22 protein-coding genes and 1 riboswitch are annotated in these 22883 nt (G+C 45.7%); of the genes, 18 read left to right on the plus strand and 4 right to left on the minus strand.

The window, feature by feature from the left end; all coding sequences use genetic code 11:
• Nucleotides 1–64: 64 nt before the first annotated feature.
• Complete coding sequence (locus tag SporoP17a_RS12085; RefSeq protein WP_083034907.1) at nt 65–1354, plus strand: HD domain-containing protein; 1290 nt, start codon at nt 65–67, stop codon at nt 1352–1354.
• Between the two features lie 17 nt (nt 1355–1371).
• Nucleotides 1372–1878 (plus strand): YwgA family protein, encoded by a 507-nt coding sequence (locus tag SporoP17a_RS12090; protein ID WP_083034908.1) that lies wholly within the window; start codon nt 1372–1374, stop codon nt 1876–1878.
• A 48-nt stretch (nt 1879–1926) separates the two neighbouring features.
• Here SporoP17a_RS12090 and SporoP17a_RS12095 read toward each other — a convergent pair whose 3' ends face one another.
• Entirely contained in the window at nt 1927–2112 is a 186-nt protein-coding gene (locus tag SporoP17a_RS12095) for a 2-hydroxymuconate tautomerase (RefSeq protein WP_083034909.1), read from the minus strand.
• A gap of 67 nt (nt 2113–2179) precedes the next feature.
• Here SporoP17a_RS12095 and SporoP17a_RS12100 point away from each other — a divergent pair, with 67 nt between their 5' ends.
• Nucleotides 2180–2698, plus strand: coding sequence for a YwhD family protein (locus SporoP17a_RS12100; RefSeq protein ID WP_083034910.1), 519 nt, complete (start codon nt 2180–2182; stop codon nt 2696–2698).
• Nucleotides 2699–2986: 288 nt separating this feature from the next.
• Here SporoP17a_RS12100 and SporoP17a_RS12105 read toward each other — a convergent pair whose 3' ends face one another.
• Both SporoP17a_RS12105 and SporoP17a_RS12110 read right to left on the minus strand, forming a co-directional pair.
• On the minus strand, nt 2987–3313 hold the full coding sequence (locus SporoP17a_RS12105; RefSeq protein WP_083034911.1) for a hypothetical protein: 327 nt from the start codon (nt 3311–3313) through the stop codon (nt 2987–2989).
• A 17-nt stretch (nt 3314–3330) separates the two neighbouring features.
• Nucleotides 3331–5385 (minus strand): transglycosylase domain-containing protein, encoded by a 2055-nt coding sequence (locus tag SporoP17a_RS12110; protein WP_083034912.1) that lies wholly within the window; start codon nt 5383–5385, stop codon nt 3331–3333.
• A gap of 158 nt (nt 5386–5543) precedes the next feature.
• Here SporoP17a_RS12110 and SporoP17a_RS12115 point away from each other — a divergent pair, with 158 nt between their 5' ends.
• From SporoP17a_RS12115 to SporoP17a_RS12175, 13 genes are all read left to right on the plus strand, one after another.
• Nucleotides 5544–5960 carry a YwiB family protein gene (locus tag SporoP17a_RS12115; RefSeq protein ID WP_083034913.1) on the plus strand — a complete coding sequence of 139 codons (417 nt, stop codon included), beginning with the start codon at nt 5544–5546 and terminating at the stop codon, nt 5958–5960.
• On the plus strand, nt 5957–7624 hold the full coding sequence (gene argS, locus SporoP17a_RS12120) for an arginine--tRNA ligase (RefSeq protein ID WP_083034914.1): 1668 nt from the start codon (nt 5957–5959) through the stop codon (nt 7622–7624). Before SporoP17a_RS12115 ends, argS begins: the two co-directional genes overlap by 4 nt.
• A 217-nt stretch (nt 7625–7841) precedes the next feature.
• Nucleotides 7842–7969: riboswitch (cobalamin riboswitch) on the plus strand.
• Between the two features lie 139 nt (nt 7970–8108).
• A complete protein-coding gene (locus SporoP17a_RS12125; protein ID WP_083034915.1) occupies nt 8109–9095 on the plus strand; it encodes an ABC transporter substrate-binding protein in 987 nt (328 codons plus the stop codon).
• Entirely contained in the window at nt 9088–10080 is a 993-nt protein-coding gene (locus SporoP17a_RS12130; RefSeq protein ID WP_083034916.1) for a FecCD family ABC transporter permease, read from the plus strand. The genes SporoP17a_RS12125 and SporoP17a_RS12130 overlap by 8 nt, the downstream gene beginning before the upstream one ends.
• A 2-nt stretch (nt 10081–10082) precedes the next feature.
• Nucleotides 10083–11555 carry an adenosylcobinamide amidohydrolase gene (locus tag SporoP17a_RS12135; RefSeq protein ID WP_083034917.1) on the plus strand — a complete coding sequence of 491 codons (1473 nt, stop codon included), beginning with the start codon at nt 10083–10085 and terminating at the stop codon, nt 11553–11555.
• Nucleotides 11555–12508, plus strand: coding sequence for an adenosylcobinamide-phosphate synthase CbiB (gene cbiB, locus SporoP17a_RS12140; RefSeq protein ID WP_083036077.1), 954 nt, complete (start codon nt 11555–11557; stop codon nt 12506–12508). Before SporoP17a_RS12135 ends, cbiB begins: the two co-directional genes overlap by 1 nt.
• On the plus strand, nt 12495–13568 hold the full coding sequence (gene cobD / locus SporoP17a_RS12145) for a threonine-phosphate decarboxylase CobD (RefSeq protein WP_083034918.1): 1074 nt from the start codon (nt 12495–12497) through the stop codon (nt 13566–13568). The genes cbiB and cobD overlap by 14 nt, the downstream gene beginning before the upstream one ends.
• The gene (locus SporoP17a_RS12150; protein ID WP_083034919.1) at nt 13550–14122 is read left to right on the plus strand and encodes a bifunctional adenosylcobinamide kinase/adenosylcobinamide-phosphate guanylyltransferase; all 573 of its coding nucleotides are present in this window, start codon (nt 13550–13552) and stop codon (nt 14120–14122) included. Before cobD ends, SporoP17a_RS12150 begins: the two co-directional genes overlap by 19 nt.
• Nucleotides 14119–14937 (plus strand): cobyric acid synthase, encoded by an 819-nt coding sequence (locus tag SporoP17a_RS12155; protein ID WP_083034920.1) that lies wholly within the window; start codon nt 14119–14121, stop codon nt 14935–14937. Before SporoP17a_RS12150 ends, SporoP17a_RS12155 begins: the two co-directional genes overlap by 4 nt.
• Before the next feature lie 12 nt (nt 14938–14949).
• Complete coding sequence (locus SporoP17a_RS12160) at nt 14950–15714, plus strand: adenosylcobinamide-GDP ribazoletransferase (RefSeq protein ID WP_083034921.1); 765 nt, start codon at nt 14950–14952, stop codon at nt 15712–15714.
• Nucleotides 15675–16268: a histidine phosphatase family protein gene (locus SporoP17a_RS12165; protein WP_083034922.1), complete on the plus strand. Its 594-nt coding sequence runs from the start codon at nt 15675–15677 to the stop codon at nt 16266–16268. The genes SporoP17a_RS12160 and SporoP17a_RS12165 overlap by 40 nt, the downstream gene beginning before the upstream one ends.
• Nucleotides 16220–16603 carry a bifunctional adenosylcobinamide kinase/adenosylcobinamide-phosphate guanylyltransferase gene (locus SporoP17a_RS12170; RefSeq protein ID WP_083034923.1) on the plus strand — a complete coding sequence of 128 codons (384 nt, stop codon included), beginning with the start codon at nt 16220–16222 and terminating at the stop codon, nt 16601–16603. The genes SporoP17a_RS12165 and SporoP17a_RS12170 overlap by 49 nt, the downstream gene beginning before the upstream one ends.
• Before the next feature lies 1 nt (nt 16604).
• Nucleotides 16605–17186: a cob(I)yrinic acid a,c-diamide adenosyltransferase gene (locus SporoP17a_RS12175; RefSeq protein ID WP_083034924.1), complete on the plus strand. Its 582-nt coding sequence runs from the start codon at nt 16605–16607 to the stop codon at nt 17184–17186.
• 497 nt (nt 17187–17683) lie between these two features.
• On the opposite strand, the gene SporoP17a_RS12180 is transcribed toward SporoP17a_RS12175, so the two are convergent.
• Nucleotides 17684–18883, minus strand: coding sequence for an iron-containing alcohol dehydrogenase (locus SporoP17a_RS12180; protein WP_083034925.1), 1200 nt, complete (start codon nt 18881–18883; stop codon nt 17684–17686).
• Between the two features lie 422 nt (nt 18884–19305).
• Here SporoP17a_RS12180 and SporoP17a_RS12185 point away from each other — a divergent pair, with 422 nt between their 5' ends.
• Nucleotides 19306–21534 (plus strand): (Fe-S)-binding protein, encoded by a 2229-nt coding sequence (locus tag SporoP17a_RS12185; protein WP_083034926.1) that lies wholly within the window; start codon nt 19306–19308, stop codon nt 21532–21534.
• Between the two features lie 156 nt (nt 21535–21690).
• Nucleotides 21691–22881, plus strand: coding sequence for an acetyl-CoA C-acetyltransferase (locus SporoP17a_RS12190; RefSeq protein WP_083034927.1), 1191 nt, complete (start codon nt 21691–21693; stop codon nt 22879–22881).
• Nucleotides 22882–22883: the final 2 nt, after the last annotated feature.

Below are 22883 nucleotides of genomic sequence, written 5' to 3' on the forward strand. Positions count from 1 at the left end.
GTGTACTATGTCACGTTCCGTCGTTTTTTGTTATACTGTAACGAATGAAGGATGAGGTGACGACATGGCGTACCAAAACGAAAAACTGCCTGAAGAAAAAGTGTTTAAAGACCCCGTGCACCGCTACATACACGTCCGGGATCGCGTTATTTGGGACCTGGTCAACACACGAGAGTTCCAGCGCCTGCGCAGGATTCGCCAGCTTGGCACCACCTACCTAGTGTTCCACGGCGCAGAACACAGCCGCTTCCAGCACTCGCTCGGTGTCTATGAAATCGTCAGACGAATTCTTGACGATGGCTTCAGTGGGCGTGAAGAATGGGACGATGAACAGCGACTGGTCGCTCTCTGTGCAGCATTATTGCATGATTTGGGACATGGCCCATTTTCCCACGCATTTGAAAAAGTATTCAACCTAGATCACGAACTATTTACCCAGCAAATTTTATTGGAACAGACAGAAGTTCATGAGGTATTGCATCGTGTATCACCAGATTTTCCCCGAAAAGTAGCGGATGTCATAGATAAAACGTATCCAGACAAACTAGTTGTCAGCTTGATTTCCAGTCAAATCGACGCGGACCGAATGGATTATCTTCAGCGCGATGCGTATTATACAGGCGTTTCCTATGGCCATTTCGACATGGAACGGATTTTGCGTGTCATGCGTCCGACAGAAGATCAAGTCGTCATCAAGCAGAGCGGCATGCACGCAGTGGAAGACTATATCATGAGCCGTTATCAAATGTATTGGCAAGTGTATTTCCATCCAGTGTCGCGCAGTGCAGAAGTGATTTTGATCAAAATCTTACACAGAGCGAAACATTTATTCGAAACTGGATATGCGTTTAAGCAAGAACCGATGCATTTCGTTTCGTTCTTCGCACAAGAATTCAAACTGAAAGAGTACATAGCCCTTGACGAGGGCGTGTTATTAACGTATTTCCAGCTGTGGATGGAAGAAGACGATACCATTTTAGCAGATTTATGTGATCGCTTCGTAAACAGACGGCTATTTCAATATGCCGAGTTCGATCCAGCAGTGCAGTATATGAAATTTGGTGAACTTATCACATTGTTTAAAGAAACAGGGCTCGATCCTGACTATTATTTAGTGACGGATTCTTCATCAGACTTACCTTACGATTTTTATCGTCCAGGTGAAGAAAATGAGCGCGTGCCGATTTATTTACAACTAGGAAATGGTGATTTGCGTGAACTATCGCGGATGTCCGACGTGGTCGAAGCGATATCAGGAAAACGCAGAACAGACCATAAAATTTATTATCCAGAAGATTTGTTGATAGATGGAAACCCATTGCACGAGAAGATTTTGGAATTGTTAAGAGGCTAAGAGAGGGGTTGCGGGACTTGCTGCAAGAGCATGCAAAAATCGTTCAGTTTATATCGTTGGCGAATGAAGTAAATGGCCGTAAGAAGATGCAGAAAATGGTGTATATATTAAAGAAAATGAATTTCCCGTTTGCTGAGAAATACGAGCTCCATATGTATGGTCCTTATTCGGAAGAACTAACATTGCGAGTGGAAGAGCTATGTGAAATGGGCTTTTTGGCTGAACGTTTCGAGGACAAGGGTTCGTATAAACAATATTGCTATCAAGTGACGGATGAGGGATCGAAATTCCTTGCGACAGCAGAAGCACCGAAAGAACAGCTACCAAAATGTATTGAGCGATTGAATGAGAAGTCGTCACGCTTTTTGGAATTGGTCTCCACCTTGTTGTTTTTCGATCAGCTCAATAAAGAAGATCAAATTGCTAAAGTACGTATCGTGAAAAACAAACTGAACTTTACTGATCAGGAAATGGATCAAGCATTTGCCTTCATCGAAGAGATGCAAGTGAGTTCAGTCAGCTGAATGAATGAAGAAAAAAGGATTCTCGTGATGAGAATCCTTTTGCCGATTTTACTGATCACTCATTAGTTTACCTTCTCTAAAAAGATGATTTTTTGGCATTTCTTCAATGAAAACTGTTACGCTATCAGAAGTAGCGCCCGTCGTTTCCACAACGGCTTGCGTAACTTTTTCACAGAGTGCACGTTTTTGATCATCAGTACGGCCTTCAAGCATTTTTACTGTAACGTATGGCATTTTATTTCCTCCTTGGCTGAAAATTCAGGTATAGTACATATAATAACAGAGACGGAGGTTGATTTACATGGCAAGTGAGCAAAATTCAAAACCAAAGTTAGGCTTTACGATAATAAAAAATGATCCTACAGATGGACATAAAGGGTTTGGCATAGGTTCGTTGTCGCTGGAAAACATTTCACCTGTGATCATCGACGTGGAGGAAGGTACAGCACAAGTAGAAATGGGTGCCATGCATGCCCGTAGTGATACAGAACGAGGAATCAAATTCACCACTGACCGCAAAGATTCTGAAGGCGGTAAACCATACTGGCTCGTTTGGGTGACAATTGATTACCGTGAAGAAGGTCCATATTACGCAGGAATCACAGCGTGTGAAATGGTCGTGAATCGTGAGAAGAGACGTGGCTATAAGTTACTCGCTGACCACGTCAATCGCATGGACAAATCAATGAAACGTCACATTATCGTAGATGAAATGGACGATCGTTCAAAGAAGATTCTTAAAGATTTTCTAATATCGCATAACGCAGAACTTTGGGAACGCAGCACCGCTGAATTACACGAAGGTTTGCGCACGGAGTAAGATATCACGCGACATAAGTGAATAGTGCAATTCTCGTCAAATACGTCAAAAATGTGACAATTTGCATAACGTACTCTTTGAGGTTGAATGTCTGCCACAAAGGAAGTAAACTAAATATACAGCTTTGCGCTGTAATCTAGGACACCCGCTATGTAGACAGTCGTTTGATGAAAACACAAACCCAAGCAGTGCGGATTCATTCGATCACTGCATAACGGTCAAAAAAGCCTCGTTCTCCGCGGATACGGAGAACGAGGCTTTTTTCTATGGAGATTTTTGGTTTGGAATCTACTTGTGGTGCTCATGCTTTGTGGTTAAGCGCTCTATGCTGTCGGCCGAGCGCTCATAGTTTGTCGTGATCCGCTCTATCTTAGCAGCTACCCGCTCAATCCGAAGCCCGTACCGCTCAACCATCCACGCCAACCGCTCAATCCTGCCGGCTAACCGCTCATACTTTGCCGTCCGCTCAATCGCAAGCGCTACCCGCTCAATCAAAGCAACCACCCGCTCATAGCTACCAGCCATCCGCTCAATACAAGCGTAAACCCGCTCAAACATCCACGCCAACCGCTCAATCTCACCAACCAACCGCTCAATCCCAAGCCAACAAGCCAAACCCGCTCCACCCAAAATCACTCAAAAAATGAAAACGGGAATAACTCCATTTTAGAATTTTCTTTTTCCCCCGAATGCTGTTCTCTCAACGTGCGATCCGTACATAACTTCTTCGGTACATCTTTATCCTTCACATAGATCAATCGTTGCTTCGCACATTCATTGACAGCAATGCCGCCAGTTTCGATGTCTACAATGACACTTTGCACGCCAGAAGGGGGGATGAATGGTTGCGGTGCTGTACCCTCATGCGCCGCTTCCATAAAATCAATCCACACTTTTTTCGAGACAGATTTATCTTCCAAATTCTCGAGTTGCTTGCCACGGTCGAACCCCGTCCAAATTCCCGCTGTTAATGTAGGTGAGAATCCAATCAAATACTGATCCGATATCGTCGTTCCGGACTTCGCTGCATAAGGCCGTGTTTGTTTCGGTCGCATGGATAGGCCTGTAGAGGTCAAATAATCATTGAAGACGGGGTCGAACATTCCTGTCATCAAATGCGTCAGTACAAACGCATCTTGTTCCGACATCACTTGTTTCGGTTTCTTTGAGGGATGCTCATAGACCAATTTTCCATTCGCATCCGTAATAGATAAAATCATTTGGGGTTCGACTTGTTTCCCTTTTGACGCAATCCGATTATACGCTGTCGTCATCTCGAACAACGTCACATCGGAAGTGCCGAGAGCAACTGCAGGGGATTCGGGAAACGTGACGTCGATCCCGAGTCGTTGCGCCATTTTCGTGTAGGGCTTGTAACCAACTTGCTCAAGCGTTTTGACTGCATAAATATTATCCGAAATCGCAATTGCCTGTGCCAATGAAATCGGCTTCGCTGCAAACTCATCGTTAATATTGCTTGGCTCATATGTCGAACGACCGTCATCATACGTAAACAGCGTTTTTTCAGCCGTCATGAACGTTAAAGGATTCATGCCTTTTTCCAGCGCGGCTGCATAAAGGATCGGCTTCATCGCAGATCCTGGCTGACGTTTCGCTTGAGTCACACGGTTGAAGGAGCTTTCGCCAAAATCCACACCACCTATCATGGATGTAACAAAGCCTGTGTCTGCGGCCATTGAAATGAATCCTATTTGCAAATCATTTTCAGGCATCGCTTGCTTAATTGCTTGTTCTGCTGCTTGCTGGTGCTGTTGATTCAACGTCGTTCGGATTTGCCAACCACCTTCCGCGGGTGCTCGACCTTTCGAAGCGAGGATGTCTTCTGCTTGTTGCCACGCAGCATCCAAAAAATAAGGTGCCACTTGCTTCATATCTTTCCAACTATCAGTCTTGAGTACAATTTCCTCTTCTATTGCTCGTTCTTTTTGTTCAGTAGAAATATAGTCATAGAGCTCCATTTGATTCAGTACGAGCAATTGACGATCACGTGAATTTTCGGGATGATCAAGTGGCGAATAAATCGAAGGGCCTTTTGCGATCGCCGCAATCGTAGCCGCTTCTTCTAAAGTCAGATCTTTTGCTGCTTTGGAGAAATAAAATCGACTCGCTGCTTCCACTCCATACATTCCATGGCCGAAGTAGACGGTATTTAAATAACCTTCCAATATCGTATCCTTGTCATAGAAAATTTCTAGTCGATAGGCAAAGAGTGCCTCATGCAGTTTCCGTGTCCATGACTTTTCGTGCGTCAAATACAAATTCCGCGCATATTGCATAGTAATCGTACTCGCTCCTTGTGCTTTACTCATCGTTTTGACATCTTTCAGAATTGCACCCGCAATCCGTTTGTAATCAAATCCATTATGCGAATAAAATTTCTTATCTTCCGTTGCAACGAAGGCATCCGAAAGAAAAGGGGACATATCGGACAGTTTCATCCAATAACGTCGATGTTGTGAAAAATGATCCCCGATCTGATGTCCGCTATGATCGAGGAACAATGAAGCCTTTGGTACGCTCAATGAAGGGGCACCAAGTACTTGAGCATATATTCGAAGAGCGATTAAGACAGTTAGGATCGCGGCTATAGACGTGATCGACAGAGATAATGCGATCTTTTTCCATTTTTTACGATTTGTAGATTTTATATAATCGGTACGTTTCACTACATATCACATCCCGTTCCATTCAGTATCTTTTGACAGTATGGGACGGTTATGAACGGATTAAACGGTTCGTAGGAAAAGTTTAGACGTGTAACATTGAAACTAATGCGAGAAGAAGTGTATAATGAGTGAATCTATTTACATAAGGCGGTGAACGAATGGAAGCGCCAAAAATGGAAGTTCAGCTCCGTTCCGTTATTCAACATCCAGACCAGCAAGCGGAAACGCATACGATGCAGGCGACTGGAGAACTCATTGAGAAAAAAGGACAGGCCTACTTATTGTTTGAAGAACGAACAGAAGGAATGCCGCCGGTCCGAACGACGGTGAAATTACATGCCGATGATGCCTTCATCATGCGTAAGGGCGGTGTGCAGATGCGATTGCCGTTCAGACAGGATGATACTCGTTTCGGTACATACGGTAATGGCCCTGCCGTTATGGATTTAGCCGTTTATACTAATCAACTGGAGTGGGTACCCGGACGCTTTACGGTAGCGTACGACTTACATTCAGACGAAAGCTTATTAGGGAAATATCATTTGACAATAACCTACTCGGAGGTAACAAAATGAATGCAGTAGAGCAGATTCAACATGAAATAAAAGTAGCATTGCACGAAGCAATTGAAAAAGCACAACTAGTCGAAGGAACAGAAATTCCAGAAATCAAACTGGAATCACCAAGAAGTAAAGAAAACGGCGACTATGCAGCGAATATCGCTATGCAGTTGACGAAACTAGCGAAAAAGCCACCACGAGCGATTGCGGAAAGTATTTTGGAGCACCTCGACACGACGAACACAGCAATTGATTCCATTGAAATTGCTGGACCCGGATTCCTCAATATCCGCTTAAAAACAGACAGTCTCGGGGATATCGTGAAATCCGTTCTTGACCAAGGAGTTGACTACGGTCGTTCCGACAGTGGACAACAACAGAAAATTCAAGTGGAATTCGTATCAGCGAACCCAACAGGCGACTTGCACTTAGGGCACGCACGCGGGGCATCACTTGGAGATTCACTATGTAATATTCTCGACAAAGCAGGCTATAATGTAGCGCGCGAATACTATATTAACGATGCTGGTAATCAAATAAACAACTTAGCATTATCTATCGACGTTCGGTATTTCGAAGCACTTGGCTTAGAAAAAGAAATGCCAGAAGACGGCTATCGTGGTGCGGATATCATTGCGATCGCAAAAGATCTCGTCGAACAATACGGTGACAAATATGTCCATGTACCAGAAGAAGAGCGGCTTGCATTTTTCCGTGAGCACGGATTGAATATCGAACTGGATAAGCTGAAGAAAGACTTAGCGGACTTCCGCGTTCATTTCGATAACTGGTTCTCGGAAACCTCTCTATATAACAACGGCAAGATCGAAGTCGCACTTACTAAACTTCGTGAAAACGGCCATGTCTATGAAGAAGATGGTGCCACTTGGTTCCGCTCTACTACATTTGGCGACGACAAAGACCGTGTACTGATCAAACAAGACGGTTCGTTCACATACTTAACACCGGATATCGCGTATCACCAAGACAAGCTAAGTCGCGGATTCGATAAACTCATCAATATTTGGGGAGCAGACCACCACGGATATATTCCGCGTATGAAAGCGGCAATCCAGGCACTTGGCTATGACCGGGATACACTCGAAGTAGAAGTGGCACAAATGGTTCAGCTTTATAAAGACGGAGAAAAATTCAAGATGAGCAAACGCACAGGAAAAGCGGTCACACTACGTGAATTGGTGGAAGAAGTAGGCTTAGACGCTGTACGTTACTTCTTCGCGATGCGCTCAGGCGATGCACAAATGGACTTCGATTTAGATTTGGCGGTATCCAAATCCAATGAAAACCCTGTCTACTACGCACAATACGCGCATGCACGTATTTGCTCGATCCTACGTCAGGCAAAAGAACAAAACGTAGAAGCATCAACAGAAAACGTCATGCTATTGCAAGACGAAAAAGAGCTAGAGCTGCTGAAGAAACTCGGAGACTTCCCGAAACTAATCAGCGACTCAGCTCGTATGCGCGCACCGCACCGCGTGACGACATATATCCAAGAACTAGCAGCTACATTCCATAGTTTCTACAATGCTAATAAAGTGCTGGATCCGGAAAACAAAGACCTTTCCGAAGCACGTTTAGCTTTGATTACAGCAACAAAAACGACGATTGCGAACGCGTTGAAATTGGTTGGCGTGGAAGCACCTGAAAGAATGTAATGTATCGAAAATGGCCAAGCGGATTTCCTGCTTGGCTCTTTTTATGTCTTTGTAAAGTGGAGAGGAAAAAGAAGGTACTGTTACGCTGCGTTTCAGGCGGACGCTCACCGCAGGCCACCGGGAATGCGCCCCCTTACTGGAGCCTTATTCCCAAACGCTCCTCAATCTCCGCCTTACCCTGTACAACCAAGACTATTATCGCTATAATAAAGCATAATTACATATCTTCTGAAAAGGTTCTCAAAACTTGAGATGAAAAGCGAAATCGGTTCAAATCCGATGCGGTCCCGCCACTGTATGTGCCATGCACAAGCCAGGTCACCTGCCTTTTTAGAAAATGAAGTTCCGCAGCAACCTACGAGGATAGGTACAGTGGAAGAAGTCACGCGCTGACTTCATCCTACCTCATCCTTCGAACTTTTGAAGGTTTTTTTTATGTCTGCGACTTGCGTAATGAAACACACATATTAGAGGAGGAACACACATGAAGAAGTTTTGGCAACTGATGCTAACGGCAATGCTTGCAGTACTACTACTCGCGGCATGCGGAAGCGACAGTGAAAAAGAAGAAACACCGGCAGATGAAAATCAGGCCGGCGAAGAAGCGAACACGGAACAACAATCAACGGATACAACGAGCTATCCATACACCTTGACGGATGCGACTGGCGAAGAAATGACATTTGAACAAGCGCCGGAAACTGTGATCTCATTAATTCCAAGCAATACGGAAATTTTATTTGGTATTGATGCGGGAGATAAAGTCATCGCGGTAACAGAAAACGATGACTACCCTGAAGAAGTAACGGAGCTTGATACAGTAGGGGACTTTACGGTTAACGTGGAAAAAGTCATTTCATTGGAGCCAGAAGCAGTGTTCGCAAGCGAAATGATGTTGGGTTCAAGTGAAGAAGGATTGAATCAAATTCGCGAAGCAGGCATCCCTGTAATCGTCGTGCAGAATGCAGGGTCATTTGACGAGACATATGAAGTGATTGAACTGATTGGTGAAGTCATGGACAAAAATGTAGAAGCCAATCAAATCGTCGAAGATATGAAAGCAAAAGTGGCAGATATCAAAAAGAAAGCAGCAGACATTACGGACAAGAAACGTGTGTTTGTTGAAAACTCCGATGCACCTGAAATTTATGCACCAGGAAAAGGGACATTCCCACAGCAATTCCTAGATATGATCCACGCTGAAAACATTGTGACAGAAGAAGGCTGGATTATGATCAGCCCTGAAACGATTGTAGATGAAAATCCGGATGTAATTTTGGCTATGTATAGTTATGTTCCGAATGTCGTAGAAAACATTAAAACGCGTGACGGATTTGATACGGTTACTGCGATCAAAGAAGATCAAGTTATTCAATTGGATGAAGACATCACTAGCCGTACGGGACCACGTTTAGCTGACGGATTAGAATTGTTTGCAAAAGCAGTCTATCCAGAGGTATTCGGTGAATAAAACCGCCCTCGCCTATGTCGTGTCGATGGCCACATTGCTTGTGGCCATCTGGCTCGGCGTATCGATCGGTACAGTGAAAATACCAATAGAGACGCTATGGAATCAATCGGATACGACCGCAAGTAATATACTGTGGAAGATCCGCATGCCCCGTGTGTTGCTGGCGGGAATCGTCGGTGCATCACTAGCTATTTCAGGAGCCGCTTTCCAAGGGCTATTGAAAAACCCATTAGCTGATCCTTACACCCTCGGAGTGTCATCCGGTGCCTCTGTCGGCGCCGTGATCACACTCTTTTTTGGTATTTCGCTACCGATTCTGGGCGCATTCACCTTACCTGTGTTTAGTATGATCGGTGCCGCCATGACGATGTTTCTAGTAATTGGTTTCGCTCGAATGGTCGATCGATCAATGAAAATGGAAACAATTATTTTAACAGGCATTATTTTTGGTTCATTTCTCGGCTCCGTGCTGTCGCTAATGATTGCGTTAACACAAGAAGAGCTTCGTCAGATTGTAGGGTGGCTGCTTGGTAGCGTATCCATGCGCGGTTGGAATTATATTCTGATGGTACTGCCGTTTTTCATCATCGGTTCCTTCATGCTGTGGCTCAATCGCCGCGAGTTGAACGCTTTATTATTTGGTGAAGAACGCGCACATCATCTCGGAGTCAATGTCAAACAGCGTAAATTGATGATTTTGCTAGGTGGTTCGGTTTTAACAGGTTCTGCTGTTGCGGTGTCTGGGACCATCGGCTTTGTCGGTCTAGTAGTCCCTCATATGACACGCATGCTATGGGGTTCCGATCACCGTCATGTTCTGCCGTTATCACTATGTAACGGTGCTTCCTTATTGATCATTTGCGATCTCGTGGCTCGAACGATTATTTCACCGGCTGAATTACCGGTCGGTGTCATTACAGCATTCATTGGCGCTCCGGTGTTTGCTTATATCTTTTACAAACAACGTAGAAAAGGGGCGATGTGAAGATGTTGCAAGTGGACAATCTATCGGGAGGCTACGGCAAAGAACCAATTGTGCGAAATGTGTCGTTCCACGTGGAAAAAGGAGAAGTTCTTGGAATATTAGGGCCGAATGGTAGCGGAAAATCCACGTTATTGAAAATCATCTCGGGAATTTTGCCGAAACAAAGCGGTAAAGTCATGATCGCCGGTAAACCTTCGGGCGCCTATACTCAAAAGCAATTTGCACAGCAAGTAGCCGTCTTGCCACAGCTTCATGCCCATGCGTTTTCTCATAGCGTCAAAGACACCGTCGCTCTCGGTCGCTATCCGTATCAGTCGGGGATTTTTTCGAGTTGGTCGGAGCTAGACGAGCAAGCAGTGCAAGAAGCGATGAACTATACAGGCGTCACGCGATATGAAAATACCGCTATTGAATTATTATCTGGCGGTGAGCAACAACGTGTATTCGTTGCCCAAGCACTCGCCCAGCAAGCACCTATTTTATTATTGGATGAACCGACAAACCATCTAGACATCGCGCATCAACAGCAATTGCTCGATACGATCCGCAATCAAGCGAGACAGAAGGGGATCACGGTCATCTCAGTATTTCACGACATCAATTTGGCCGCACTCTATTGTGATCGCTTATTGTTGCTGAAGAACGGGGAAGTAGCATCAATTGGTGTGCCGCAAGACGTCGTACTGGAACAAGAAATTCATCATGTGTACGACGCGCGCGTCAAAACACAGCCTCACCCTGAAATGCCGAAGCCTCAAATGACGCTATTGCCGAACTTGCAAGAAAAGGTGGAGCTGTTTAGTGTGAAGAAAGCGGACGTAAAGATTCGTGAAGATCACGTACTGTTGCAATCCAACCAACCACTGAAGACCATTTCTTCAGCGGTCCATAATGCGGGGCTTGGTTGGTACCGGACATTCGTCAATCGAGGTGTACGTGCAGATTATATGATCGATGACGTACAACGCGAGAATACGGAATACTTACGTGCGCTAGGCTATCATTTGACAGATACAGTTGCGATGATGACGGCGGTTAGTCCGGAGCACGTTGAAGTGGAAGAATACGAAGGACCATTTGGCTCGATTGTCGTGGCAGTGACAGCAGGTGTCGGAAACGCGGTCGATGTTTCGAAGTCGTGGCAGCGTGAAGATATTCCGTACATCGGGACAATCAACACATGGGTATTCATTAATGGCGAATTAAGTGAAGAAGCATTCGTCCAAGCATTGATTACCGCAACGGAAGCGAAAGTGAAAGCACTGCAAGATGAGCGAGTAAAGGATCCTGAATCCGGCACGGTCGCTACAGGTACTTCGACAGACAGCTTGCTGATCGCATCGACACAACAAGGGGAATACTTGCCGTACGCTGGACCGATTACGCAACTCGGAAAGTTGATTGGTAAAGGGGTTTATGACTGTACGGTACGAGCTATTCATTCATATCGAGCAGCAGTAGGTGAGCACGTATGATCCCGGCGCATTTCATAGCGATTGCGATCGGCATGGTGCTCGACCGGCTCATTGGTGATCCACCTAACTGGCCCCATCCAGTCAAATGGCTGGGCACGACGATCAGTAATTTGACGAAGCTATTGAATAAAGGGCGTATGCGAACAATAAAAGGTGCGATTTTATGGTTACTTATTTGCATGACGACATTTCTACTAGTCATCTGGCTCGTAAGTATCGCATACCGTCTGCATCTGATCGCAGGCATCGCAATCGAAGCGCTACTCATTGCGGCTGGACTTGCGCAAAAGAGTTTGCGTGATGCGGCATTCGTAGTCTATGAGCCGTTGAAGATAGGAGATGTAAGCGAAGCACGTGAGAAACTGAGCTGGATTGTCGGCAGGGATACGGAGAAGCTCGATGAGAGTGAGATCGCCCGTGCGACGATTGAAACAGTTTCGGAAAACACGTCTGATGGCATCACAGCCCCCTTATTTTGGGCATTCTTGCTAGGGGCACCGGGCCTGTGGTTGTATAAGGCGGTCAATACACTTGATTCTATGATCGGGTACAAAGATGAGCGTTATCGTGAATTCGGAAAAATTTCAGCGCATATGGATGATCTTTTTAACTGGATTCCTTCTAGAATAACAGGATTGCTTATTCTATTGTTCACTCCGAATGAAGGTGGACATTCTTTTACACAGCGAATGAGTGGCTGGTTAGGCGATGCCAAAAAACATATGAGCCCGAATAGTGGCTATTTGGAAGCGGCAACTGCTTGGCAACTCAATATCCAATTAGGCGGACGCAGTACATATCGAGGAGTCGTATCGGAACGAGCGGTACTTGGCCCGGCAGTCATTGCGAATAAAGAACATATCCGCTCCGCTACGTATCAAATGCAAGTCGTGTCTTGGACTTTCTGGTCACTCGGCACAGTAATAGGGGGGATTTTCTATGCGATTGCCTGAACACGGTGCAAACAGCAAACGATTATATACATCCATGAATATCTCGATGCCTGATGAAGTGCTCGATTTCAGTGAGAACTGCAATCCGGCAGGACCTCCATCGTCCGTAGTGAAAGCGTGGCCTACGTTAATTTCGACCCTCAACAGCTACCCCGATCCAGACGGTCAGCCGTTTCGTTCGGCAATTTCGGGCTTTCATCAGGTGGACGAACAACAAGTACTTGTCGGCAATGGGGCTGCGGACATACTATCTTTGTTAGCAGGCACCTATCGTGGAAAGCGAGTTCTCTTGATTGACCCAACCTTTTCCGAATACCGTGCCACGCTTGAAGTGAACGATGCAGAGGTCGTGTCGCTTCAAGCGAATGAAACAGAAGGATTTCTATTACCTATGCGTCAAATTCTAGAAGCACTACCTGAAGCGGATGCACTGTATATTTGCACACCTAATAATCCGACAGGCTTGTTGCCTTCAAAAGACGAGCTACTAACGATTGTAGACACAGCTAAGAAGAGTTCAACAGATGTGGTGTTAGATGAAGCATTCATTGATTTCGTCGATGAATCAAAGTCCTTTATTCCGCATGTCGCGAACTATCCGAATGTATTCATTGTACGATCGATGACGAAAATGTACGCGATTCCTGGCATCCGCCTTGGGTATTTAATTGCCCATTCGGAACGGATCGACACGCTTACACAACGCGCTTCCCATTGGCATGTCAACGGACTCGCTGCTGAAATCGGTGTACTATGTCTGCAAGAAGAAGCGTATCGTCAACAGGCGATTTCACATGCGCAAATGGAGCGCGTGAAGATGACCCAGTTCTTGCGCTCACATGGCTGTGAAGTACTCAATTCTTCGGCAAACTACCTCGTCATGAAACCTCAGCAAGAGGCGAAGAAGCTGTATCAAGATTTATTGAAACAAGGTATCGTCTTGCGTCACTCAGAAAATTTCCGCGGGATGGATGGACGCTGGTTACGAATTGGCATGAAGTCCGAACCGATGATGGATACACTGCGGGAGGCGATGGATCAATGGTTCAAGCAACACTAACATTCATCAGTGGCGGTGCGCGCAGTGGAAAAAGTGCGTATGCAGAACGTCTGTTGACGAGTCAAACGGCAAGTCGCCTCGTCTACATCGCATCCGGTGTAGCCGCCGATGAAGAGATGAAGCATCGGATTCAGCAACATAAAGAAGATCGTCAACAAGCCAATTGGCACACAATTGAGCAACCGAAAAATCTTCATGAAGTGTTGCCGTTTCTAAAGCCCGGCGATCTCGTACTATGGGATTGCCTCACGACATGGCTCGCCAATGAAATGTATGAAGGGTACGAAGAAGGTATTCCGTGCGTTCAACGATCAGGCTGTCTGGAACAAAAACAAGAACAATTACTGCAGACGTTAAAGCAAATGAAAGAAATCGTCTCTCATCTAGTCATCGTCTCAAATGAAGTTCTCGATGAGTGGCCGCATTACGAAGAAGAGACGGAAATCTACCGCCAAACGATCGGCATGCTTCATCAACAACTGGTGGAGATTGCCGAACGCGCGATAGAAATGGATCATGGCATGCCCATCGTTTGGAAAGGAGAACGTATATGAACGGAGTAATGATCGTTGGTACTGCGTCAGACGTTGGTAAAACGATGATTTGCACTGCGCTATGCCGACTGCTTGCAAATGAAGGTGTCCAGGTAGCCCCTTTCAAATCACAAAATATGTCCGGCTTCTCTGAGACATTAGCAGACGGACGTGAAATAAGCCGCTCCCAGTTCCAGCAAGCACAAGCCGCCCGCACACAACCGATCGTTGAAATGAATCCGATTTTGATGAAGCCGCAAGAAAACATGGAGGCTGACGTTTTACTGATGGGCGTCCCACTTGAGACGATAGAGGGGCAAGCTTTTCGTGAGGAGTGGTTCGACAAAGGTCTGAAAACGATTCAACAAGCGCTAGACTATTTGGCCGATCACTACGATACGTTAATTATCGAAGGAGCAGGGAGTACCGCTGAAGTAAATTTAATGGACCGTGAACTAACCAATATGCGCGTCGCGGAACTGGCGGATGTGCCTGTCATACTAGTCGCAGACATTTCTAAAGGCGGTGCGTTTGCATCGATTGTCGGCACGCTTCAACTTCTGTCAGAAGAAAGACGTCGGCGTGTCAAAGGAATTATCATCAATAAATTTTACGGAGACGCTTCTTATTTTGAAGAGGGAGAGAAATTTATTGAACAATACACCGGAATTCCGGTTGCGGGTGTCATTCCTGTCTTGGAAAATCACGGGATTCCAGAAGAGGATATGGATCGTGCCACGCTTCCTGCAACGGAAGGTGTTGACGTATACGAACAATGGGCGGCACACGTCAAGCAACATATCGACTGGCCATTCGTTCAATCTATTTTGGCGTAAAGGAGCGAGAAGATGAATAGCATTTTATTAGCGCTCCAATTTTTCACGTCGCTACCTGTTCATAAAGAACTGCCGCTAGGGAAAAAAGAAGTATCGGGCATGTACATCGCGCTACCGTTTGTCGGTGGAGGAATCGGTCTACTGCTGGCGGGCGTTGCGTACATCATGAGTGATTTCAACAGTTTCCTTGCAGCGGTACTTATTTTGTTGGCGGGACTTATTGCGACTGGCGGCTTGCATGTAGATGGTTTTGCAGATCTAGGTGATGCATTCTTTTCCTATCAAGATCGTGAAAAACGTCTGACCATCATGGATGATCCACGACTCGGGGCATTCGGGACGCTATCGTTACTCGTGTTACTCTGTTTGAAAATTGGTTTGTTCATTGAAATTCTACAGCTTGTAAACGGTTGGGCGTTGCTCGTGGCAGTGCCGATTCTCTCTCGTGCCGCATTAGTAGGGTATTATACAGTAACGAAAACCGCGAAACCAAGTGGCATTGCATTCTTTTTTAAACAACATTTCCTACGCGGGCGGATGCTAGTCGCATCGGGCACCATCAGCTTCGTAACAATTATTTTGTTAAGTATTCAATTCCACGCTATTTTATTACTCCCCGTGATGCTAATCGTCATCTGTTTGGCCATCTGGCTTTACCATTGCTGGACGATCAAACATTTCGGCGGTGTCACCGGGGATTTATGCGGGGCATTCATTGAAGGAATGGAGGTGGTCTTATGGTTCGTCCTTATCGTATATTTCTCATTCGCCATTTAAAAACAACTACGAATGCACAAAAAGTCTATTGTGGGTGGACAGATAGCGGTTTGGTTTCAGAAGAAGGAGAGGCCATTGATTTTCCAGTACCTGTTCAACAAGTAACGGGTAGTGATTTAAGTAGAACTCGTCAAACAGCGGCCATTTATTTTCCGAACATCAACTTTACAGCAGATCCACGCTGGCGAGAATGTAATTTCGGGGACTTTGAAGAGCAGACGTATGATCAATTGAAAAATGATCCCGACTATCGCAACTGGCTAGACGATGCGTGGAACACGCCACCTCGCAACGGGGAAACATTGCAACAAGTAAAGTCACGCGTGTTGGAAGCGCTAGCTGAATTGCCAAATGATGCAGTCGTCGTGACACATGGCGGTGTGATCCGAGTCGTGCTGGATACATTCGCGCAAGACAATCGTTCATTTTGGGACTGGGACGTAACGAACGGATCTATTTGGCAACTCGAATGGGCTAGCGCGGAAGAATTCAAGGAGGGGAAGCCATGCACGTCTTTATCGGAGGTGCCTATAACGGCAAAACGGACTATGTGAGACGTTGGATTGGCGATTCGCCGGCATGTTTCTGTACAATGGATACAACAGCGACCGCTAAACCCGGTGAATCACTCGTTATAACGGATATACACGAGTGGCTGATGACTACAGACATAACAGAAAAAGAAGCTAGCAACGCAGTACGCGAGATTAGCGGACCGAACACCGTTTTCATTTTGACGGAAATGGGGCGGGGCATTGTCCCGCTCGATGCACAGCAACGAGAACTCCGCGATCGATGCGGCCGTCTGTACCAGCAATTATTTGCAGAAGCAACAACTGTCACAAGAATTTGGTATGGGATTCCTCAAACAATTAAAGGAGTGAAGTGAAATGAAAATCTATACGAAGACTGGCGACAAAGGAACGACTAGCTTAATTGGTGGGCGCGTCGCAAAAGATGACTTACGCGTCGAAGCATATGGCACGATCGATGAGCTGAATTCATTCATTGGTAAAGCTATGACAGAACTTGATGGAGAAAAGTTTGCAGATATCCTGACTGATCTCGAGACGATCCAAAATGAATTATTCGACGGTGGCGGCGACTTAGCGAACGTTATGAAAGAACGCCATTACAAACTCGACGAAGAACCGATCACAGTTCTCGAAAACCGAATCGATAAGCTGATGGAAGAAGCACCCGAACTAGAACGCTTCATCCTGCCGGGCGGCTCACCAGCTGCGGCAACATTACACATCGCACGTACCGTCACACGCCGCGCAGAACGTGTAACTGTCACACTGATGAACGCAGCAGACGACGTATCACCAGTCGTTGGACGCTATTTGAACCGTCTATCGGACTACCTATTCGTAGCAGCACGCATCGTGAACGCCCGTCTCGGCATTTCAGACAATGAATACGTCCGCAGCGCAAAAGTATTCCGCACGAACGAGAAAAAGGATAAATGATCATGAATAAACAAGGCCCCCTGGTTAATGCCAGGGGGCCTTGCTTTTCGTGTAGGGCTCAATGTGTTGGTGTATTCGCTCCATGCCAGGGCTTAAGCGCTTAATCCGATCGCGTATCCGCTCAATGCTGAAGCCTAAGCGCTCAAAGTGTTCGTGTGTTCGCTCCATGCTGAGGCTTAAGCGCTCAAAGTGTCAGCGTATCCGCTCAATGCCGAAGCTTAAGCGCTCAAAGTGCCCGTGTATTCGCTCAATGCTGAAGCTTAAGCGCTCAAAGTGTCCGTGTATTCGCTCAATACTGAAGCCTAAGCGCTCAATCCGCCCGCGCCTCCGCTCAATACTGAAGCCTAAGCGCTCAATCCACCCGCGTATCCGCTCGATGCAAAAAGCCCAAGCGCTCAATCCGCCCGCGTATCCGCTCAATGCCGAAGCCCAAGCGCTCAATCCGCCCGCGTATCCGCTCAATACCCACCCAAAACCGCTCAATCCAAACAACCACATCAAACCCGAATCACATCATACAACTCCGTAAACTCTCTCTTACTCAAAATCTTCGGCACAGGATACAGCGGATTCGCTTCCGCGGAGGCACGTTTAACCATCAAAGGAATATCCTCAACCATAATTCCATCCACTTGCTTCGGAATATTCATTGCATGATTCAACGCCCGAATTTCCTCAATAAACTTCTCGGCTTTCATTTGCTTCGTATCCGAATGATGTGTAATGCCGATTAGATCAGCTAACTCGGAAAGAGGTTCGTGTACACATTTGCCGTAATACTCGAGTGCGTGTGGCAAAATAATCGCGTTCGCTAATCCGTGTGGCATGCTGTAAAATCCACCGAGTGTGTGTGCAATAGCGTGGATATTTCCAACATACGCTCGAGTAAATGCTTTGCCAGCCAAATAAGAAGCCCGTTGCATATTCGTTCGCGCGATCAAATTATCTCCATTACGATACGCTTCATATAAGTTAGCGAATACCAACTGCACTACTTCACGGCTATCTTTCCACGTTTCAGTTGTATTACTATTCCCAATATATGCTTCCACCGCGTGCGTTAACGCATCCATTCCAGTAGCGGCGGTAATCGCTGGCGGCAATTTCATCGTCAACAATGGATCAAGTACAGCGTAGTGGGGGATCAGTGATGTATCATTGATCGCATACTTCTCATGTGTCTTACTATTCGTCACGACAGCGGCAAGCGTGGCTTCACTTCCAGTTCCCGCTGTCGTCGGTACCGCGAATAACGTAGGGATTTGCTTCCGTACATGGAATAAACCTTTCAACTCGGGAATCTGTTTCTCGGGTCTCGCAATTCTCGCACCCACTGCTTTTGCACAATCAATCGGAGAACCGCCGCCGAACGCAATGAGTGCTTCGCATTCATTCGCAACGTATAATCTCCGTGCTTCTTCAATATTACTGATCGTGGGATTCGCGACAGTTTGGTCATACACTAAGTATTTGATTCCAAGTGAATGGAGACCGACTAGCATGACGTCTAACAAGCCGAGTTTCGCAATTTCGCGATCTGTAATTATGAGCACGCTGTGTATTCCAAGACTTTTCACTTTTCCTGCAAGATTTTCCAAGCTACCAGGTCCAACTAGCAGCTCAGGCTCCCTCCAAGGTAAATGATCCATTCCCGCTTTGAGTCCTTTTTGAAATAATCGCGCATACAATCGATACATAATGAAAACTCCTTTCCGATGCTAGCAACACATTATGAAAACGTTATCATGAAATAGACGAATTTGCTATATTGTTATACAATAAAGTTAGAACATTCCAACTGATCGGATACTACTAATATGCTAGACGTGTAGTGAGTACATTTTCGCTAATTTAGAACAGATCTGCGTCCTATATAGAGTGGTAAATTAAATTTACAATACGATAAAGCCTATACTAGTAGGTTTAGATGAGGGAATTATTATAATAAATAAATAATTACTTGACAAAAAGGTCTTTCAGCCATAGTAAGAAAATAAAAAATAAACTTTCAAAAACAGTTGACTGAATGATCATTCATTATTACACTGTATATAGAATATTATTGAAAGCGGTTTCTCAAAGGGGATCTCAAGTAGAAGAAATGGAAGGGGAATAAGAGATGAATATACTACTCATCGCAAACTGGATATTATTTGTAGCAGTCGTCGTATACGGCTTGGGTCTATTCCTATACCTATTAAAAACTCGCTACGAATTCATCCGACTGGGGAGAAAAGAAAAATTCGATAATGACGTCAAAGCGCGTCTGAAGAAAATTTGGGTGTATGTATTTGGACAAAAGAAACTATTGAAAGATAAAAAGAGTGGGGCTATCCACGTCATGTTCTTTTATGGCTTCCTACTCGTGCAATTTGGTGCAATTGATTTGATTTGGAAAGGTTTAAAGCCAGGATCACATCTACCACTTGGTCCGTTGTATCCGGCATTTACATTCTTCCAGGAAATTGTTGTATTCGTTATCCTAGTAGCGGTCGTATGGGCATTCTATCGTCGTTACATGGAGAAGCTAGTTCGTCTAAAGCGCGGCTGGAAATCCGGTCTAGTTCTTATATTTATTGGACTACTTATGCTTTCCACACTGGTAGCTAACGGTGCGAACATGATTTGGCACAATGAAGGCACTACATGGACAGAGCCAATGGCATCGATCATCGCCACTGTATTCAGCGCGGTTCCGACAGGCGTAGCTGTGACGATATTCTTTGTCGGTTGGTGGGTACACTTACTGACATTGCTGACGTTCCTAGTATATGTACCACAATCTAAGCACGCGCACTTGATCGCAGGTCCGGCAAACGTGTATTTCCACCGTTTAGATCACGCGGGACGTTTGAAGCCGATCGATTTTGAAGCACTTGAAGAAATCGAAGACGAAGAGGACATGCCGCCACTTGGTGTAGGTAAGATCACAGACTTCACACAAGCGCAAATGATTGACTTCTATGCATGTGTAGAATGTGGACGTTGTACAAATATGTGTCCAGCAACGGGTACAGGTAAAATGCTGTCGCCGATGGACTTAATTACAAAGCTACGTGATCACCTAACAAACACAGGTGCCATCATGACGAAGCAACAGCCATGGGTACCTCAACTACTGTTCAAAAACTCACAAGGAAATCAATTGGCACTCGCTGCAACGGCAGAGGGAATGACAATGGACGAACTTTACAATCCTTCATTGATCGGTGACGTCATCACGGAAGAAGAAATTTGGGCATGTACGACGTGCCGTAACTGTGAAGATCAGTGTCCAGTAATGAATGAACACGTAGATAAAATTATCGATCTTCGTCGTTATCTTGTGATGACGGAAGGGAAGATGAACCCGGATGCACAGCGCGCGATGACGAACATCGAACGTCAAGGGAATCCGTGGGGCCTTAACCGTAAAGAGAAAGAAAACTGGAGAGACGCACGTCCAGACTTGCACATCCCGACAGTAAAAGAAGCGAAAAAAGCTGGAGAAGACTTTGAATACTTACTATGGGTTGGTTCTATGGGAGCGTTTGATAACCGCTCACAGAAGATCGCTCTATCATTTGCGCATTTATTGAATGAAGCCGGCGTAAGCTTCGCGATTCTTGGTAATAAAGAGAAGAACTCCGGAGACACACCACGTCGCCTCGGAAATGAATTCTTATTCCAAGAGCTCGCAACAGCGAATATCGCGGAATTCGAAAAAGCGAACGTCTCGAAAATTGTGACGATCGATCCGCACGCCTATAATATCTTCAAAAATGAATATCCTGATTTCGGACTGCAAGTCATCGTCAAACACCATACCGAGTTGCTACACGAACTAGTTATGGCAGGCAAGCTAGTACCGAAGTATGAAATCGATGAAGTCATCACATTCCACGACTCTTGTTATCTAGGTCGCTATAATGATGTCTATGATCAGCCGAGAGAAATTCTTAAAGCGATTCCAGGCGTTCAGTTGGTGGAGATGGAACGTAACCGCGAAGACGGTATGTGCTGTGGAGCAGGTGGCGGTATGATGTGGATGGAAGAAGATACAGGACAGCGCGTCAACGTAGCACGTACTGAACAAGCGCTTGAAGTGAGCCCAGGAATCATTTCATCAGGTTGTCCGTATTGCTTGACGATGTTGTCTGACGGAACGAAAGCCGTTGAAGTCGAAGAACAAGTCGGCACATACGATATTGCTGAACTATTGGAACGCTCGATCTTTGGAGAACACCAAACAGTCGTTGAAACTGAAGAAGTAGTAGAGTTGGAGGAAGGGATTTTAGAACCTGAGTTAGCTGTAACGGTTGAAACAGGGGATGGAACACCGGAAACCGACGATAGAAAACAAGATTAAAATTATTGCGAATATCGTGTCAATACCGTACAATTAAGATATCTAAAACGCTAACAATTGAATGAACTATTAATAAGAGGGTCTATACACCCTCTTATTTAGTAGTAAGATATCGAGCGAGCGTTCAGTCAGTAAACTACTAGGGGGAATAGGAAAATGAGAACAGTAATCTTACAAGGTGCTAGAACACCATTTGGAAAATTAAGCGGGGCACTACAATCGCAAACAGCAAGTGATCTAGGCGGTATCGCTATTAAGGAAGCGCTTGCACGGGCTGGAGTACAAGGCGATCAAGTAGACGAAGTCATCATGGGGACGGTTTTACAAGCAGGGCAAGGTCAGATTCCTTCTCGCCAAGCAGCTGTTAAAGGCGGTATTCCGTACGGCGTCAAAACGGAAACGATTAACAAAGTATGCGCTTCCGGAATGCGCAGTATCACACTCGCTGATCAGCTGATCCGTCTTGGGGATGAGACAACGATTGTCGCGGGTGGTATGGAATCAATGACCAACGCACCGTACTATGCAAATGTTCGTTCAGGTTTGAAAATGGGCGATAGCACATTGGTAGATGGCATGATTTACGATGGATTGACGTGTTCATTCTCTGAAGGCAATGTCCACATGGGCACATACGGAAACAGCACAGCAAACGACTTCTCTGTAAGCCGTGAAACGCAGGACGAATGGTCGTTACGTAGTCATGAACGCGCACTTGCAGCGATGGATAATGGATTATTTGAAGAGGAAATCGTTGGCGTCAGCATTCCACAGCGCAAAGGCGATCCAGTCGTTGTGACAGAAGATGAAGGCCCACGTAGAGGCAGTTCACTTGAAGCGTTGGCGAAACTACGCCCAGCTTTCGGCAAAGAAGGCAGTGTCACAGCTGGAAACGCACCTGGTATTAACGACGGTGCGTGTGCGGTAGTGTTAATGAATGAAGACGAAGCGAAGAAGCAAGGCAAAGAACCACTTGCTGTGATTCTAGGCCACGCGGAAGTTGCTATCGAACCGGAACGTTTCCCTGAAACACCAGGCCACGTCATCAAAGCGTTACTTGAGAAAACAGGTAAAACAGCGGACGACATTGATCTATATGAAATCAATGAAGCATTCGCAGTCGTTGCGCTTGCGAGCTCACAAATCGCTGGACTGGACGAAGAAAAAGTGAATGTCAATGGTGGCGCAGTCGCACTAGGACATCCAATCGGTGCAAGCGGAGCGCGTGTCGTTCTGACACTGGCAAATGAATTAAAACGTCGTGGCGGTGGAATCGGAATCGCAGCAATCTGTTCAGGTGGCGGTCAAGGCGATGCCATCATGATCGAAGTACCAAAAACTAACTGATC

Source organism: Sporosarcina ureae, assembly GCF_002082015.1.
GTDB classification, from domain to species: Bacteria; Bacillota; Bacilli; order Bacillales_A; family Planococcaceae; genus Sporosarcina; species Sporosarcina ureae_A.

Coding starts and splice junctions, on each gene's coding strand:
- SporoP17a_RS12085 (WP_083034907.1), top strand. CDS start 65: ATGGCGTACCAAAACGAAAAACTGCCTGAAGAAAAAGTGTTTAAAGAC.
- SporoP17a_RS12095 (WP_083034909.1), bottom strand. CDS start 2,112: ATGCCATACGTTACAGTAAAAATGCTTGAAGGCCGTACTGATGATCAA.
- SporoP17a_RS12100 (WP_083034910.1), top strand. CDS start 2,180: ATGGCAAGTGAGCAAAATTCAAAACCAAAGTTAGGCTTTACGATAATA.
- SporoP17a_RS12115 (WP_083034913.1), top strand. CDS start 5,544: ATGGAAGCGCCAAAAATGGAAGTTCAGCTCCGTTCCGTTATTCAACAT.
- argS (WP_083034914.1), top strand. CDS start 5,957: ATGAATGCAGTAGAGCAGATTCAACATGAAATAAAAGTAGCATTGCAC.
- SporoP17a_RS12125 (WP_083034915.1), top strand. CDS start 8,109: ATGAAGAAGTTTTGGCAACTGATGCTAACGGCAATGCTTGCAGTACTA.
- SporoP17a_RS12135 (WP_083034917.1), top strand. CDS start 10,083: ATGTTGCAAGTGGACAATCTATCGGGAGGCTACGGCAAAGAACCAATT.
- cobD (WP_083034918.1), top strand. CDS start 12,495: ATGCGATTGCCTGAACACGGTGCAAACAGCAAACGATTATATACATCC.
- SporoP17a_RS12150 (WP_083034919.1), top strand. CDS start 13,550: ATGGTTCAAGCAACACTAACATTCATCAGTGGCGGTGCGCGCAGTGGA.
- SporoP17a_RS12155 (WP_083034920.1), top strand. CDS start 14,119: ATGAACGGAGTAATGATCGTTGGTACTGCGTCAGACGTTGGTAAAACG.
- SporoP17a_RS12160 (WP_083034921.1), top strand. CDS start 14,950: ATGAATAGCATTTTATTAGCGCTCCAATTTTTCACGTCGCTACCTGTT.
- SporoP17a_RS12165 (WP_083034922.1), top strand. CDS start 15,675: ATGGTTCGTCCTTATCGTATATTTCTCATTCGCCATTTAAAAACAACT.
- SporoP17a_RS12170 (WP_083034923.1), top strand. CDS start 16,220: ATGCACGTCTTTATCGGAGGTGCCTATAACGGCAAAACGGACTATGTG.
- SporoP17a_RS12175 (WP_083034924.1), top strand. CDS start 16,605: ATGAAAATCTATACGAAGACTGGCGACAAAGGAACGACTAGCTTAATT.
- SporoP17a_RS12180 (WP_083034925.1), bottom strand. CDS start 18,883: ATGTATCGATTGTATGCGCGATTATTTCAAAAAGGACTCAAAGCGGGA.
- SporoP17a_RS12185 (WP_083034926.1), top strand. CDS start 19,306: ATGAATATACTACTCATCGCAAACTGGATATTATTTGTAGCAGTCGTC.
- SporoP17a_RS12190 (WP_083034927.1), top strand. CDS start 21,691: ATGAGAACAGTAATCTTACAAGGTGCTAGAACACCATTTGGAAAATTA.